The 15,521-nt window shown below is 53.2% G+C and carries 12 protein-coding genes; 4 read left to right on the forward strand and 8 right to left on the reverse strand.

The window, feature by feature from the left end; translation table 11 throughout:
- Nucleotides 1-151: 151 nt before the first annotated feature.
- The 5 genes from PBOR_RS18835 to PBOR_RS18855 form a co-directional block, all read right to left on the reverse strand.
- Nucleotides 152-2,356: a DEAD/DEAH box helicase gene (locus tag PBOR_RS18835; protein ID WP_042214261.1), complete on the reverse strand. Its 2,205-nt coding sequence runs from the start codon at nt 2,354-2,356 to the stop codon at nt 152-154.
- The gene (locus tag PBOR_RS18840; protein WP_042214264.1) at nt 2,353-3,672 is read right to left on the reverse strand and encodes an ATP-binding protein; all 1,320 of its coding nucleotides are present in this window, start codon (nt 3,670-3,672) and stop codon (nt 2,353-2,355) included. The genes PBOR_RS18835 and PBOR_RS18840 overlap by 4 nt, the downstream gene beginning before the upstream one ends.
- Before the next feature lie 8 nt (nt 3,673-3,680).
- The gene (locus tag PBOR_RS18845) at nt 3,681-5,312 is read right to left on the reverse strand and encodes a TerB N-terminal domain-containing protein (RefSeq protein ID WP_052429553.1); all 1,632 of its coding nucleotides are present in this window, start codon (nt 5,310-5,312) and stop codon (nt 3,681-3,683) included.
- 358 nt (nt 5,313-5,670) lie between these two features.
- Complete coding sequence (locus tag PBOR_RS18850; RefSeq protein ID WP_042219634.1) at nt 5,671-6,885, reverse strand: MFS transporter; 1,215 nt, start codon at nt 6,883-6,885, stop codon at nt 5,671-5,673.
- A gap of 81 nt (nt 6,886-6,966) precedes the next feature.
- Complete coding sequence (locus PBOR_RS18855; RefSeq protein ID WP_042214268.1) at nt 6,967-7,734, reverse strand: DUF1836 domain-containing protein; 768 nt, start codon at nt 7,732-7,734, stop codon at nt 6,967-6,969.
- A 115-nt stretch (nt 7,735-7,849) separates the two neighbouring features.
- Between PBOR_RS18855 and PBOR_RS18860 the strand changes: the two genes are divergently transcribed.
- Entirely contained in the window at nt 7,850-9,172 is a 1,323-nt protein-coding gene (locus PBOR_RS18860; protein ID WP_042214269.1) for a hemolysin family protein, read from the forward strand.
- Nucleotides 9,173-9,282: 110 nt separating this feature from the next.
- On the opposite strand, the gene PBOR_RS18865 is transcribed toward PBOR_RS18860, so the two are convergent.
- Together PBOR_RS18865 and PBOR_RS18870 are read right to left on the reverse strand one after the other, a co-directional pair.
- Entirely contained in the window at nt 9,283-9,801 is a 519-nt protein-coding gene (locus tag PBOR_RS18865; protein ID WP_042214270.1) for a GNAT family N-acetyltransferase, read from the reverse strand.
- Nucleotides 9,802-9,896: 95 nt separating this feature from the next.
- Nucleotides 9,897-10,256 (reverse strand): VOC family protein, encoded by a 360-nt coding sequence (locus tag PBOR_RS18870; RefSeq protein ID WP_042214271.1) that lies wholly within the window; start codon nt 10,254-10,256, stop codon nt 9,897-9,899.
- Nucleotides 10,257-10,407: 151 nt separating this feature from the next.
- Between PBOR_RS18870 and PBOR_RS18875 the strand changes: the two genes are divergently transcribed.
- Complete coding sequence (locus tag PBOR_RS18875; RefSeq protein ID WP_042214272.1) at nt 10,408-11,754, forward strand: TrkH family potassium uptake protein; 1,347 nt, start codon at nt 10,408-10,410, stop codon at nt 11,752-11,754.
- A 143-nt stretch (nt 11,755-11,897) separates the two neighbouring features.
- On the opposite strand, the gene PBOR_RS18880 is transcribed toward PBOR_RS18875, so the two are convergent.
- Nucleotides 11,898-12,179, reverse strand: coding sequence for a hypothetical protein (locus PBOR_RS18880; RefSeq protein WP_042214273.1), 282 nt, complete (start codon nt 12,177-12,179; stop codon nt 11,898-11,900).
- Between the two features lie 166 nt (nt 12,180-12,345).
- On the opposite strand from PBOR_RS18880, the gene PBOR_RS18885 reads away from it, so the two are divergent.
- Entirely contained in the window at nt 12,346-13,584 is a 1,239-nt protein-coding gene (locus tag PBOR_RS18885) for an aminopeptidase (RefSeq protein WP_042214276.1), read from the forward strand.
- Nucleotides 13,585-13,637: 53 nt separating this feature from the next.
- Entirely contained in the window at nt 13,638-14,867 is a 1,230-nt protein-coding gene (locus tag PBOR_RS18890) for an aminopeptidase (RefSeq protein WP_042214278.1), read from the forward strand.
- Nucleotides 14,868-15,521: the final 654 nt, after the last annotated feature.

Consider the following 15,521-nt stretch of genomic DNA (forward strand, 5'->3'; position numbering starts at 1 on the left):
GCAGAAACAAGACAGTAAAAAGCCCTCTCTACAAATTATTGCAAAGAGAGCCTGCTGGACTATATAGTGCGTAGTTAGCCGTTTGCAGTGTAAAGTTGGCGGTGTGTATCTGGCAGCATGGATACTTCCGGCTACTTAGTGTGATTTGCATTTACGGTGCAGGCGGCTGCTTCCACTGTTTAATTACGCTTAGCAATCCCGGTACATCCAGCCCGTCGAGCGAGAAAGCTTTGCGCAGCAGATCATGCGGGATGAATTCATCGTATTTGCCGAGGTAAGGTGCTTCATCCGGGCCAAGCAGCGCAATTGCATCCGTTGCAGCGGCGGTTTCGGCAATGATCTCTTCCTCCAGCGTCTCTGCATCCGCCTTACCGGCGACCACCATATAGTAAGGCTCCATCGGGACGACGGACCGCAGACCGAGCGGACCCTTCAGGTTATTCTTCAGCAGGCGCTCCAGCGTACGGAACTGGCGGCTGCCCGCCCACGGAAGGATGAACATGGAGTCTCCTCCGGCAGGCAGAACAGAACGCGTCAGCAATCCGCTCTCCTTGGCCAGTCTCCGTGCGCGCTCCAGTCTGGCGGCCGCGCTAGGTGCAAGATACGGATACAAGGCTGTCGATCCCAGCACTTCGCGGATCTTCGTCATGATCCGGGTATGGACATCCCCTCCGGCTCCAAGCCATAAGGTGTCCACCTTGCCGCGGGAGCCTTTGACATAGACCGCCTTGTGGCGGTTGTCGACCTCTTCCACCTTCCACAGCTTGCCGGCCAGAGTGAAGCAGTAACCCGGTGGCGGCACTGTGGTAATTGAACCGATCTCCTCGGTGCCGTTATAGACCACATGCTCTTCATCGTCTTTGAATACGGCATAGAAGCGGAAGTTGTTGACGATCTTCTCCCCCGCCATGCCGATCAGAAGGCTGCCCTCATCCATCTTCTCAATATGGCCCATACCCTGCATGTATTCCATGAAGGCGTCATAATCGGCGGGATCGATACTGCGGAAGGAAGGCAGGCTCAGCACAGCCTCTTTCAGATCCTCCGGCTCAGCCTCCCCCATGCTCTTCAGGATGCTCATCGTCTGATGATACAGCAGCCCGACCGGCAGCTGGCGCACAACCAGCGGTTCCACCCATTTCTCGCGCACGTACAGCTCAATCACGGCAATGGCCCGCAGCAGCGTCCACGGCATCCGCGCAGGCAGCTGCGCCTCCTCGTCCTCCTCCTCGGGCGTGACGAAGATCATCTCGGAGGCTGCGTCCCCGCGCCTGCCCGAGCGGCCCAACCGCTGCACGAAGCTCGCGCAGCTGTAAGGCGCGCCCAGCTGCAGCACCCGCTCCAGCTCGCCCAGGTCAATCCCCAGCTCCAGCGTCAGCGTCGCTGCAGCTACAGCCGGCCCCGCACCCTGGCGGAGCGCGGCCTCCGTCTCTTCGCGCAGCATCGCGGAGATGCTTCCATGATGCACATGGAAGACATCCCGCTCGCCGCGCTTAGCGGCAATGCGCCGCATCTCCAGAATCGCCTCCTCGGCGTCGGTGCGGCTGTTCGTGAAGATCAAGGCCTTCTTCACATGCGTATGGTCATAGATGAAGCCGTAATAAGCCTGGCGTGCCCGCTCCAGGTGTTCGGCTTCCTCCTCATTCCGCGCATCCGGGAAAGAAAAGTGCTCCACGCTCAGGCGCAGCTTGCGCCCGCCTTGCGGCGCGCTGACCTCCACGCTCGCGCGCGTGCCTGCCGCCAGCCACTCCGTGACGGAAGCATAGTCGCTCAGCGTCGCGGAGAGGCCGATCCGCCGCGGATGACAGCCGGCCATCCGCGAGATCCGGGCCAGCTGGCTCAGCACCTGAATGCCGCGGTCCGCGCCCATGAAGGCATGCACTTCATCGATCACGATGAAGCGCAGATCATGGAATAGCGCCGGGATGGCATTCGGGCGGTTCATCAGCAGGCCTTCCAGCGATTCCGGTGTAATCTGCAGCACCCCGGAAGGGTTCTGCATGAGCTTCGTCTTATCTGCCTGCGGCACATCGCCATGCCAGTGCCAGACCGGAATATTGCCTTCGCGGAGCAGATCATTTAACCGTGTGAACTGATCGTTGATCAGCGCCTTCAGCGGAGCGATATACAGGATACCTACGGATGCTGAGGGACGCTCATACAGTTCGGTAAGCGCAGGGAAGAACGCTGCCTCTGTCTTGCCCGAAGCGGTCCCGGAAGCAATAAGCAGATGATGCGGCGTGTCAAACAGCACCCGGCAGGCATCCACCTGGGCCTCACGCAGCGTATCCCAGCGGTTCTTATAGATGAATTCTTTGATGAACGGAGCCAGCCGGTAGAACGGGTTATCGCTCATAGGTCAAACTCCGCCAGGAAGCCGTCCAGTTCATTCTGCCCGGCCTCGGCAGGCCGCGGAGTCCGCTCCCCAACCAGCTTCTCGAACGACATATCCGGATGCTGGTTCAGCGTATGCAGCAGATCCATGAAATCGCGTACGACCTCACGCGCGGTAAGCAGCTCATCTGCACCCAGCCGGTTCACAGCCTCTTCCATGAAATGCACCAGCTGCTCCTGCGTCAGTCTGGCTTCATACCCGTAGTGCAGCGCGTGAATATCCCGCAGCTTCTGCAGCAGGATCAGAATTTCTTCGTGGGAGAGCATATCCAGCGCAATGATCGGTCCGGTGAAGTTGTTCAGGCCGGCACCGGCATACCGCCCGGCGACCAGCCTGGAACGCAGCGCCTCATAACTGAACAAACCGCGGCGGTGGTCTTCAACAAATTGCGGTGTGCCGCCGACGAAGATACCCAGCCGTTCTGCCTTGCCCTGCATCGTGTCGTTGAACATGGTCAGCAGCTTCTCGTAATTGCTCTGGCGGGAGATACTGTTCGTTATCTTGTAGAGATTGACTCCCTCGTCGATGAACAGCAGCAACCCCTTATAACCGATGGCTCCGGTGAATTCCGCCCACAGCTTCATATAGTCATACCAGTTGTCGTCGTCGATAATGACGCCGACACCCAGCGCCTTGCGCGCTTCCGTACGAGTCGAGAACTCGCCTCGCAGCCAGCGCAGCGAATCCTGCTTCAGTGCGTCATCGGCCAGCTTATGCCCGTTCCAGTAAGAGGCCAGCACCTTCGCGAAGTCGAAGCCATGCACCAGCCCGCGCATCTCCGAGGCTACCGCATAGATCCGCTGTTCCACTTCTTCGCCAAGCTCCGGCGAATCAGGCCCGCAGCCCTTCTCCTGCATCACTGCCTGCTGAAGCGTCATAATCCACTTCTGCAGTATAATCTCAAGCGCGCCTCCATCGGGGCGCGTACGGGTCGACAGGTGGCTCATCAGCTCACGATAGGTGGCCAGCCCCTGCCCCTTCGTACCGACGAGCCGCCGCTCCGGCGACAGGTCGGCATCCGCGACCACAAAGTCGCGGTCCATTGCATAATTACGGATGATCTGCAGCAGGAAGCTTTTGCCGCTGCCGAATTTACCCGTAATTAACTTAAAGGCGGCTCCGCCCTCGGCGATATTATCCATATCGCGGAGAATGGCTTCTACCTCCGGCCGGCGGCCGACGGCAATATGTTCAAGACCGATACGCGGCACGACTCCCGCTGTCAGCGAGTTGACTAGAGCGGTGGTCATCCGCTTCGGTATTTTAAGTGGGTTCATTCCTAATTTCACCTCTTTAAATAATGCAGCATGGAGATACTTTCTTCGGTCAGCTCTTCGCCATCGATGATGAGGTCCCCCAAACTGTCCATGGCAAGTTCATTAATCTCATCAAACAGCAGCTCTGCCATTGTTCCTCCGCCCGCTGCAAGCCGGTGCACCTTCGCCAGGCCGTCATCATCGGCCAGCGCAAGGACTACATCCCGCTGCAACGGACTCAGCTCAGAAGCGAAGAGCGTCCAGCTGTTCGCTTCGCTATCTATGATTGGCAGCAGGGAATTGGCTTGTCCCTGCACAGCAGGCTCTTCAACGATAGCCTTCTGCTTCTCTTGATCATTCTCCCCAGCCGCAGGCTCCTCAGTCCGGGCGTACACGTCAGCCACGGCACTTCCCGGCTCAGCTTCATCCGCGTCCTGATTCGCCGAATCCGTTTCATCCTCGTTCTCTGCTGCCTCTTCTACCGTAAGCAGCGACCGCACGACCTCAGAGTCATTCTCCAGCTGCTCCAGCTTCCGCTGGTCAATCACAACTGCCGGACCTTTCTCCTCCTGCTCCGCCTTGCGGAATTCACGCTGCAGGAACCGGGTCACCAGATCCTCCATGTCCGCGTCAACTTTGACATCCTTGAGCCGTCCGCGATAACCCATAAGCGCCCGCAGCTTGTTCTCGGTCAGCCGGAATAAGCGTGTAATCAGGCTGCGCAGCGGAGGCGATTTACTGATTCGTACGACGGGTACAAGAACAGAGTAGCCATAGAGGGAGATATCATATACTGCGCTGCGGAACAAATACCGCTCACGGACAACCGGCGGACCGGGCGGGAACATCGTGATCAGATTCGAGCCGTGCCTCCGCGCGACATACGCATCAATTAATGCCACAACTTGGGGAATATACTTGTCCGCAGCTGCTTTTCCTTCACCGGCATAGAACTTCGATTTGCTGATATCATAATCCGACATCACACTCAGCACCTCAATGCTTAGCTGCTCCGGAGCAGCAGTCAGGCAGCGGACAAGCTCAATTTCAGCCAAATCCCCGGCAAGACCGCGTGTACGGGCGACAATCTCCGAGAGGGGGATATCCAACTTATGCACGAAAGAGAAATCCGCAATCCATCCGCCAAGATATTGATCCAGACGTTTGTACTTGTCACGGTAGGCTTCCCATAGCAAGCCGAGCTGGCGGCAGCCATCCTGAGGCTCGTCCCAGCCCACACCGTTAATCAGCTCATAAATATGCAGAAAGATATACGAGAGATCGGTCTTCGGGTATCTCCCTTGCCGGACTTCATCCCGCCAGAAGAAATACCATCTGCTCTGCGCACCTGTCATATGGCCATAAGTCGGCCAATAGCTCTTAAAGGGGACAAATAAAGCCGCAGGCTCCTTATGATCCGCAAGCTCCCGGGCCCGCTGGACAAATTGGCTCTCCGTAGTGGTTACCGGCTCCTGGGTCTCTTCCATATCCCATAACTGGAGCTGTACTGTGTTATATTGAGACGGCTTCTTGTTGCCCGGACCTGCCGGAGGCTTCGGTATAACCGCTTCTGCGGAACTGCGCGGCGGAATCGCCATATTCTGCTCCGTGCTCTCCCAGACCAGCTCCGTGAAATGCAGGCCCTGCCTGTCTTTAGCCATACTTACCCGCTCCATTAGTGTGCCATTATAATTTCTAACATTATAACATATGCCCTGTGCCGGCGACGCAACCGTCTCCAGCCCTGTACAAACGCATACTTTCTTATATTCTAAAAAAAGACCTTGAGAGACTGGCTCCTCAAGATCCTAGATTAGAGTGTCTGTCACCGCATATTGCCGGATAATGAGAACGTTCGTTTGTGTCTTCATTAAGAATATACTATATTCACCCTATGGGCTGCAATAGCGGAGGCAGGATCGTGCAAGGTTCCCTGAATTTCAGCAGCATGCTAAAGGCCAGCCGGAAGGATCCGGCTGGCCTGATTGGAGTGTAGCTCCAGATGTATTCGGCTTCTGCTTACAGCAGTTCTGTACCCTTCGTTTCCTTCCCCAGCAACAGCACGGCAAGTGCACCGATTACAATCGTCACGAAGAACAGCATGAATATGGTACTGATCCCTACTGAGTTGCCGACCATTACACCAACCAGCGTAGGTGCAATAATGCCTCCGATTCGTCCAAAAGAGGTCGCAAGGCCGGCACCTGTCGAACGGATGGCAGTCGGATACAGCTCCGGTGTATAAGCATACATCCCGCCCCATGCCCCCAGGTTGAAGAAGGACAGGCAGATCCCGGCTGCCATCAGCATGCCTTCGGTTGTGGAATTCCCGAACCAGGCCGCGCTGACCGCGGTCAGCAGCAGATAGATCACAAGCACGAACTTCCGGCCGAATTTCTCGATGAAATAAGCGGCGGTGAAATATCCGGGAAGCTGGGCAAGCGTCATGATCAGCACATACTCGAAGCTTTTGACCAGACTGAAGCCCTTAAGCACCATAACCGTCGGCAGCCACAGGAACATTCCATAATAAGAGAACACCACGGTGAACCACAGAATCCACAGCATAATCGTTGAACGGCGGTATTCCGCAGACCAGACTGCCGCAATACGGTTCCGCAGGGATACCGCCGGAGCCTTCTTGATCTCGGCGAATTTCGGCGAGTCGTCGATCGCCTTACGCAGGTAGAGTGCATACAGCGCCGGCACCGCACCAATCGCGAAGGCAATCCGCCAACCGTAATCCGGAATAACGAAATAAGCGATCAGCGCTGACAGAATCCAGCCTACCGCCCAGAAGCTCTCCAGCAGCACGACGGCCCGTCCTCTATCTTTTGCCGGCATACTCTCGGACACCAGTGTGGAGGCAACCGGCAATTCACCGCCCAGCCCGAAGCCGGCAATGAAGCGCAGCACGCACAGCATTACGTAACCTGCGGCGAACGCCGACAGGCCGCTTGCTATGGAGAAGATCAGCAATGTCCACAGGAGCACGGATTTGCGGCCGAACCGGTCCGCGAGAATCCCGGCTGCAGCGGCTCCTACCGCCATCCCCACCGAGTTAATACTGGTTAAATATCCGATCTTCTCCGGCCCCAGCGCCCACTCCTTGGCAAGCGCAGCCACCACAAAAGATATCATCCCCACATCCATCGCGTCGAACATCCAGCTGAGTCCTGCACTGAAGAGCAGTTTTCTTTGCTTCGGATTCTGCAGCAGTGACATTTGATTCATCATAACAAGCACCCTCTTCCCTGATTCCGCTAAGTCTCGGAGTAAGACTAGTTTTACTTACACATTCTAGAATCGGACGGTTCAAAAATCAAGGAATAACACCGCATTGAAATATTGCCGGGCCATCGCCTGAAAATAACAGGTCTGAACCGATATGGCGGCGATCAGGAGCATATTCTGTACGGCATCCCGCTGTGACCGGGTCAGATGGCTGAGCCGCTTCATCATTCCGTCCATCGCCGATTTGAGCGCACTGTCTGATTTCGACAAATACTCTTTCGGGCTGCCAGGCTGAGCCTGTCCCTGCACCGGCATCGGGGAACGGGTCTTGATCTCCTCGAACAGCTCAGCATACCCGTGATACAGCTGTGCCGGTTCGACCAGATCATCATCATCACGTTCAGGCGCGAGGAACAGCATACGGAAGAGCTGGCGGATGCTCTCGAAATCGAGTGCAGCCTTGAGATCATCAATTATAAATAGAAGCGCCGCCTGATTAATCGAATACTTCTTTCCTTGGCGCGGCGACCCTAGATATTCCTTGAAGTCACGTTTCACCCAGTTTTGCATAGCCGTCACTGATAATGTGGAATACTCAATCAGACTGCCGAGCGAGGCGATTTCACCAAGGGATAGCCCTTTGATGCCGCTGCCTTTAATCAGTTTCTGCAGGATCGGGGGAATGTCCGTCGAGAGAAAAGCGGGCAGCGATGTCCCCTCCCGCACTTCTTCACGGTGGAACTTGGTCCAGGCTTCCTGCAGAATATGGAGCGGCTTCCGCTCCGAATTTTCGCTTAGAGACAGTAATAGTCCGGACATCTCTATCCGGCTAAGTGTAAATGCTTCCATAGATGGCAACCCTCCACCATTTGATATTTCATTGAAAAGTTCGTACAATAGGTTCATATGAACTCATAATATGAGTATAACCTATTTTAGGGACGAAAGGGATGGTAAAGATTATATGGGTATAGGACTTAGTTTGACGCTCGTGGCAATTTTGATTATTTTAACCGCATTTTTTGTAGCAACGGAGTTTGCAGTAGTGAGATTAAGAGGAAGCCAGGTCAGCCAGATGGTACTCGACGGGAAGAAGAATGCGCTAGCGGTACAGCGGGTATCTGCTAACCTCGACGGATATCTGTCTGCTTGTCAGCTTGGAATCACCATTACTGCACTCGGGATCGGGGCATTGGCAGAGCCTGCATTTGAGCAGCTGCTGATACCATTGTTCGACCTGACGAACCTGAGCCACAGCGTTAGTGAGCCTATTGCTTTTGCACTGGCCTTCATTATCGCGACATTCCTGCATGTCGTTGTCGGTGAACTTGCACCGAAGACGGCCGCTATAAACATTCCGGAGAAAATCGGTCAGATTACCGCACCGCTGATTATTTGGTTCTACAGAGTATTGTACCCTTTGATTTGGATCATGAACGGTTCCGCCAACCTGCTCGTCCGTATGTTCGGAATGAAGCCGGCCAGTGAACATGGCGATGCCCACAGTGAAGATGAGATCCGCCTGATCTTGTCCGAGAGCTATGAGAGCGGCAAAATCAACAAAGCTGAATACGGTTATGTGAACCGGATCTTCACCTTTGATGAAATGCTGGCCAAGGAAATCATGGTTCCCCGGACCGATATGGTATGTCTGTTCACCGACCACTCGCTGCTGGAGAATATCGCTATTATCCGCAAGGAGCAGTATACACGTTTCCCTGTAGCAGACGGAAGCAAAGACAATATCATCGGTATGATTAATACCAAGCAGCTGTACCTGCAATATGATAACAACCCGGATTTTGATTTCAAAAGCCTGATTCTGCCGATTCTTACGGTTTCGGAAGTAACACCTGTGAAAACCCTGCTGACCCGTATGCAGAAGGAGCGGGTGCATATCGCCCTGCTGCTGGATGAATACGGCGGAACCTCCGGCCTCATTACGATTGAAGACATTCTGGAAGAGATTGTCGGTGAGATCCGTGATGAATTCGACGGTGACGAACGCAGAAATGTAGAGATGCTGAGCGAGACCCATTATCTGTTTGACGGCAATGTATCTCTTCTGGAGATCAAAGATCTTACAGGTCTCGATTTCCACGACGACGAAGTCACTACGATCGGCGGATGGCTGTACAGTCACCTGGAAGAGCCGGTGGTCGGCAAAAGCCATGTGTATGAGCATGTCACACTGACTGTGCGTGAGATGAACCGCCACCGTATCCGTAAGGTTGAGATCAAGATTGATCTTCCGGTCACCGAAGATTCTACAGTGCACAGCGAGTAAAGCGAATAGATACGCTGCAATAATACAGAAAGGCGCTTCCCCAGGGAAGCGCCTTAATTGCATATTTTGGTGAGTACTAAAGTAATCACACCTATAATTAATACCATTAATTATAGAGAGGCGGGGTTAAATATTTTACTCATATAATATTCGTCCACCCATTCCCCGTCCACCAGCAGCGACTTCCTCTTCTCCCCCTCAATCTCAAAGCCATGCGTCGTATATAATGCAACAGCCCGTTCATTATGCTTCATCACCGTAAGCTCCAGACGCACAATGCCGCTCCGCTTCGCCCATAAGTCCATCTCATGGAACAATCCGCTGCCGATTCCGATGCCCTGATATTGCTTCAGGATACCGATGACAATATAAGCACTATGCTTATTGCGGCTTACGCTTCCTCCCCTGACTGACAGATAGCCTGCCAGATCACCGTCTGCTTCGGCTCCAATCAGGATAGAGGTTGGTGCATTCGCGAAGCTTGCGATCATCTCTTCCACCTGCGGAATTCCGGTCTGCCTCTCTCCGGGTGCAAGCAGCATGTACGAAGTTTCCTGATCCAGCCGGTGCTGCAGACTTAAGAGTGCGGCGGCGTCTTCAGGAATCAGTTCCCTCAGTGTGATATCCATTTCATTCCTCCTGCATTTAGAGCGCTTCTCTTATCATTCGCAATACTCCCTGTATTATAATTAACACCATTAATTAATATAGTTAATACGATTAATTAATTGGTTGAACGGCAAATCATCAGCACATTCCCGTCCGGGTCTTTGAAGTTAAACCAGTGGTCATGCTCAATATCCGTGAGGATCTCTGCTCCGCTGGCTTTGACATAATCATAGGCAGCATCAATGTCGTCGGTAAGCAGATGGAAGGAAGGGACCTTCAGCACAGCCTCGGCTGTAAAAATTCTGCTGTCCAGCACGATTCCCGGACCCTGCATCGGCACGTCATACAGATGTCCGAACAGGATTTCACCGTCAAGCGGCAGTCCGAGCAAGCTGCAATACCAGTTTTTGGACCTTTCGATATCACTAACCGGGATGAAGACAGCGCCAACCTGATTCCGTATGGGACTTGTCACAGCAAGTAGAGCCTCCTCTTATAGTGCAAGTAGTAGGTAGAGCCTTTAATCATTTCGATAAAATATGTCAATTTCCTGCCTCTTTAGTGACGGGAATATAAGTTATGCTATAATCTTGTCAGATCCTATCCAGATGTCAGGAGAATGAGACTTGGCTAACCTATCCTTTGGGCATCTCAGGCTGACGCCGCCCAAAATACTATCACTGGGCTTTGTAGTACTAATCGCTGCCGGCACCCTGCTTCTGTGTCTGCCTGCTGCTTCCACCGGCGGAAGAATCTCTTTCATTGATGCGCTGTTCATGGCAACCTCAGCAACCTGTGTAACCGGACTTGCTGTCATTGACACAGGCACGCAGCTGACGGCCTTCGGACAGATTGTACTGCTGGTGTTATTCCAGTTCGGCGGTCTCGGGTTCGTTACAATGGCGACGCTGATCACGCTGGTGCTGAACAAACGGATCTCATTGAAGGAGCGCCTGCTGCTGCAGGAATCCATGAACCAGAATTCCATGCAGGGGATTGTGAAGCTGATCCGCCGGGTGCTGATCTACTCGCTGGTGATTCAGCTGACCGGGGCCATCCTGCTGGCCGCGAGATTTATGATGGACATGCCTTTTGGCAAAGCGGCGTATTACGGAGTATTCCATAGCATTTCAATCTTCAACAATGCGGGATTTGATCTGTTCGGCGATGTTCACGGGCCCTTCAGCGGATTAACCCGGTATGTGGAAGACCCGGTTGTGAATATTACCTCCATGCTGCTGATTTTCCTGGGCGGTATCGGCTTTATTGTATTATCTGATGTAATTGATTTTCCTAAGCGCAAGCGTCTGACGCTCCATTCCAAGGTCGTGCTGTCCACTTCCGCCGCACTCATTGTCATCGGCGCGGCTATCTTCTTCTGGCTGGAGCTGAACTCCACGCTTAAGCCGCTGCATGCCGGGGGCAAGATCATGGCCTCCTTCCTGCAGGCGATTACACCACGTTCCGGAGGCGTAACAACCATCGAGATTCCGCTGCTGCGTGAATCCACGCAATTCCTGATGATTCTGCTGATGTTTATCGGGGCAGCTCCAGGCTCCACCGGCGGCGGGATCAAGATTACCACCTTTGCGATTCTGGCCAGTACAGCCTACGCCAGGCTCCGGGGCAAAGAAGATATCGTGATGTTCCGCCACCGGATCTCGAAGGAGAATGTCTACAGGGCGATTACAATGACCCTGCTGTCATTGATGCTGGTAGTGATCTCGACCATGCTGCTGTCCGTGACGGAGAGTGCGGATTTTCTGACCGTGCTGTTCGAGGCAGTATCCGCATTCGGCACTTCAGGTATTACTATGGGACTGACTACTGAGCTGACGACAATCGGTAAAGTGCTGGTGATCATTCTGATGTTTGTCGGCCGGACAGGACCGCTTACTCTGGCCTATGCGCTCAAGCCGAAGAACAGCAAGGAGCTCTACAGATACCCTGAAGGCAATATTACCATCGGCTAAATACTGCGTTGCCTGTGAAATACGGTGAAATACGAAATGCGACCCTGTGCGGCAAGGTTATCCTGCCGGAACGGGGTCGCATTTTTTAATAACAGGTTGTACATAGAAAGGCTATTGTATGACAAGGCTATCCGGGAGAGGTTCTAAGCTTCTTCTTCCGGAATCTCCTGGGTGTCGAGTGCCGCGTCCAGCAGCTGATTATATACATCGTCATCATTTTCCAGCAGCGCATCCACCTCCAGGAACTGCTCTTCACTTCCCGGTTCGCCGGCGAAGCTCAGGCTGTAATCCCATTCGGTTCCCCGTGTGCTGAAGAAAGTGATCTCATAAGGGGAGCTGTGATTCTCCAGTGTAAACACCGTGCTCCCGACAAAACTTCTATCCTCTACGCGTTTCATATCTGCTTTGATGATTTCTAGGTTCATACTCTTTCCTTCCTTTCATCTGATCATGCCCACAATATTCAGTATAACATTGATATGTAAGCAATTCCTTTCCTTTTGCGCTGTAATTGACTTTTTTCATCCGGCGGTTAATAATTTAATACAATGCTTATTCCGAGCTAAAATAATGGTAATGGAGGAAATCACAATGACTCAAACAGAGCTACAATCCAAGCTAAGTAAATATGCGGATTTGGCTGTGCAGATTGGTGTAAATGTTCAGCCGGGACAAATCCTGGTCGTGAACGCCCCGATTACCGCAGCCGAATTCGTCCGCCTGATTACAGCCAAAGCTTATGCCATCGGCGCCAGCCAGGTCAAGGTTAACTGGAGTGACGAGTTCATTACGCGCCAGCAGTTCGAGCATGCCGCACCGGAAGTGTTCACCAAAGCGCCAACCTGGTTTGCGGGTGAAATGACTGAATTCGCAGAGAACGGTGCAGCATTTCTGAACGTTATTGCCGAGAACCCGGACGCACTCAAAGGCATTGATCCTGAGCGGATCGCCAATTTCCAGAAGACCCGGGGAGCTGCACTTACGAAATACCGCGAAATGCAGATGTCCGACAAAGTCAGCTGGAGCATTGTAGCCATCCCGTCCCAGCCTTGGGCAGACAAGGTATTTCCTGACGTTCCTGCCGAAGAGCGCGTAGACAAACTCTGGGAAGCGATCTTCCACACTGTCCGCCTGGACCGTGAAGATCCTGTAGCCGCCTGGCAGGAGCACCTGGATACGCTGGAGCAGAAAGCGGATGTTCTCAATGCGAAGAAGTACAAAAGCCTGCATTACATAGCACCTGGAACCGACCTTAGTATCGAGCTGCCTGAAGGCCATTTATGGGCGCAGGGCGACAGCATCAATGCTAAAGGTCATTCTTTTGTAGCCAACATGCCAACCGAAGAAGTGTTCACGGCTCCGAAGAAAACCGGCGTTAACGGTACTGTCAGAAGCACGAAGCCGCTCAGCCACGGCGGGAATATAATTGACGGCTTCTCGATTACCTTTGAACAGGGACGGATTATCAGCGTAAGCGCCGAACAAGGCCAGGAAGCCCTGGAATATCTGATCAGTATGGATGAAGGCGCCAAGTACCTGGGTGAAGTCGCACTTGTGCCGCACAACTCGCCGATCTCCGATTCCAATATCCTCTATTTCAACACCTTGTTTGACGAGAATGCGTCCAACCATCTGGCGATTGGCACTGCATATGCCTTCTGTCTGGAAGGCGGCAAAGAGATGAACCAGGATGAGCTGATTGCCCATGGTCTCAACACGAGTGTAACCCATGTCGATTTCATGATCGGATCGGCTGAGATGGATATCTATGGTATCACGGCTGACGGTACGCGTGAGCCTGTATTCCTGAAGGGAAACTGGGCATTCTAATGCCTTCTCTACTCCATATTACAAAATAGAAGATAGTGAAAGGAGCTGAAATCATGCTGGATTTTAAGCAAAAGCTGGAAAACTACGCCCTCCTCGCTGTGAAGATCGGCGTCAATATTCAGCCCGGTCAGACGCTTGTAGTCAATGCCGATATTGTCTCCGCGGAACTGGTGCGGCTCATTGTACGCCAAGCCTATGAAGCAGGAGCGAAGCTGGTAAAGGTTAATTATACCGATGAGCTCGTCACACGGACACGTTATGATCTTGCTCCATCCGAGAGCTTCCTCGAGCCGCCAAAGTGGCAGGCGGATGAGCTGGAGGATCTGGCACGTAACGGCGCCGCGTTCCTGACGATTATCTCGGCTAATCCGGACTTGCTGAGCGGTGTGGACCCAAGCCGCATCGCTGACAACCAGAAGACTGCCGGCCAGGCTATGGCCCCTTACCGGGAGATGATGATGGCTAACCATGTCAGCTGGAGCGGGATTGCCTTCCCTTCTCCTTCCTGGGCCGCCAAAGTATTCCCGGACGCTGCGCCAGAGCAGCAGATTGAACTGCTATGGGACGCGATCTTCAAGGCTGTGCGCGCAGACCAGGAGAACCCGGTGGCAGCCTGGAGCAGCCATCTGGGCGGCCTCAAGCAGCGCTGTGATCTCCTGAATGCTAAGAAATACCGCAAGCTTCACTACACTGCACCAGGCACTGATCTGACGATCGAGCTGCCCGATGGCCATATCTGGTGTCAGGCCGGTGCGGTGAACAGCCGTGGCATGTCCTTCCTGGCCAACATTCCGACCGAGGAAGTATTCACGGCTCCGTTGAAGTCCGGTGCTAACGGCAAGGTCAGCAGCACGAAGCCGCTTAGCTACGGCGGCAACATCATCGACCGCTTCACCCTGACCCTGGAGAACGGTAAGGTTACAGACTTTACCGCAGAGGTCGGACAAGAAGCGTTAGCCTCCCTGCTGGCTATGGATGAAGGTGCGGCCTACTTCGGTGAAGTGGCTCTAGTGCCTTTCCACTCTCCGATTTCGGAGAGCGGCATTCTCTACTACACCACACTGTATGATGAGAATGCTTCCTGCCACCTTGCGCTGGGTGCTGCGTACGCCTTCACTCTGCAGGACGGCATCAACATGACCAAGGAACAGCTTGCCGAGAGAGGCATGAACCAGAGCCTGACGCATGTTGACTTCATGATGGGCTCCCCGGAGATGAACATCGACGGGATTGCCGATGATGGTTCCGTGGACCCGATCTTCCGCAACGGAGACTGGGCTTAAGCTTTTGCTTGTCAATTGTGGTTTTTGAAGTTACTAAGCAAGTGGAAACGGCTTTGCCGTCCTTCTGAAGGACGGTACCGTTTCAGCGAGAAATAGAAGGATTAGTTATCGTGTAAAACATATAAATCCTTATATTTTGAAATAAGACCCCGCCGTCCCCTTAAGGGAATGGCGGGGTCTTTTTGTATAAGAGAATTCTAGTGTTTTTCTCCAGTTCCTGTGTGGCCTAGGGCAGCAGGGTGTTTGAAGAAGCACATGAATCAGCATCTCCCCCCTGCAGCATCTTGCGGACTGGAATGCCGTTATTCCCGCAAAACTCATCATTCTGAGGGCCATACGGACTCAGATGCACTCTAGTAACCCATTAGCCTTCATTTTAAGCTCCAAAATACAAGATAAGGGCTCCCGAGTCCGCAACACGCAGTAAAGCAGAATTTTTGGCAAAATAGCGTCATCTCAGTCCGTTAACCCCTTAGCCGCCTCATTAAATCCCTTATGGTTTTTCTGTTAAAGCCGCCACAGATAGCCATATAACATTCCGCCTACAGAACGCTCTTTTTCTTTGCAAATTCTAAAGATAGCCCAAATTTGAAGATATATTCAAAGAATATTCACAATATTGTTGAATTTAATTCACAAATATGTCACAATACA

It is taken from the genome of Paenibacillus borealis, from assembly GCF_000758665.1.
Classification (GTDB): Bacteria; Bacillota; Bacilli; order Paenibacillales; family Paenibacillaceae; genus Paenibacillus_AQ; species Paenibacillus_AQ borealis.

What these genes read in the sequence shown, in the direction of transcription:
- PBOR_RS18835 (WP_042214261.1), bottom strand. Translation starts at nt 2,356, where the DNA reads ATGAGCGATAACCCGTTCTACCGGCTGGCTCCGTTCATCAAAGAATTC.
- PBOR_RS18840 (WP_042214264.1), bottom strand. Translation starts at nt 3,672, where the DNA reads ATGAACCCACTTAAAATACCGAAGCGGATGACCACCGCTCTAGTCAAC.
- PBOR_RS18845 (WP_052429553.1), bottom strand. Translation starts at nt 5,312, where the DNA reads ATGGCTAAAGACAGGCAGGGCCTGCATTTCACGGAGCTGGTCTGGGAG.
- PBOR_RS18850 (WP_042219634.1), bottom strand. Translation starts at nt 6,885, where the DNA reads ATGAATCAAATGTCACTGCTGCAGAATCCGAAGCAAAGAAAACTGCTC.
- PBOR_RS18855 (WP_042214268.1), bottom strand. Translation starts at nt 7,734, where the DNA reads ATGGAAGCATTTACACTTAGCCGGATAGAGATGTCCGGACTATTACTG.
- PBOR_RS18860 (WP_042214269.1), top strand. Translation starts at nt 7,850, where the DNA reads ATGGGTATAGGACTTAGTTTGACGCTCGTGGCAATTTTGATTATTTTA.
- PBOR_RS18865 (WP_042214270.1), bottom strand. Translation starts at nt 9,801, where the DNA reads ATGGATATCACACTGAGGGAACTGATTCCTGAAGACGCCGCCGCACTC.
- PBOR_RS18880 (WP_042214273.1), bottom strand. Translation starts at nt 12,179, where the DNA reads ATGAACCTAGAAATCATCAAAGCAGATATGAAACGCGTAGAGGATAGA.
- PBOR_RS18885 (WP_042214276.1), top strand. Translation starts at nt 12,346, where the DNA reads ATGACTCAAACAGAGCTACAATCCAAGCTAAGTAAATATGCGGATTTG.
- PBOR_RS18890 (WP_042214278.1), top strand. Translation starts at nt 13,638, where the DNA reads ATGCTGGATTTTAAGCAAAAGCTGGAAAACTACGCCCTCCTCGCTGTG.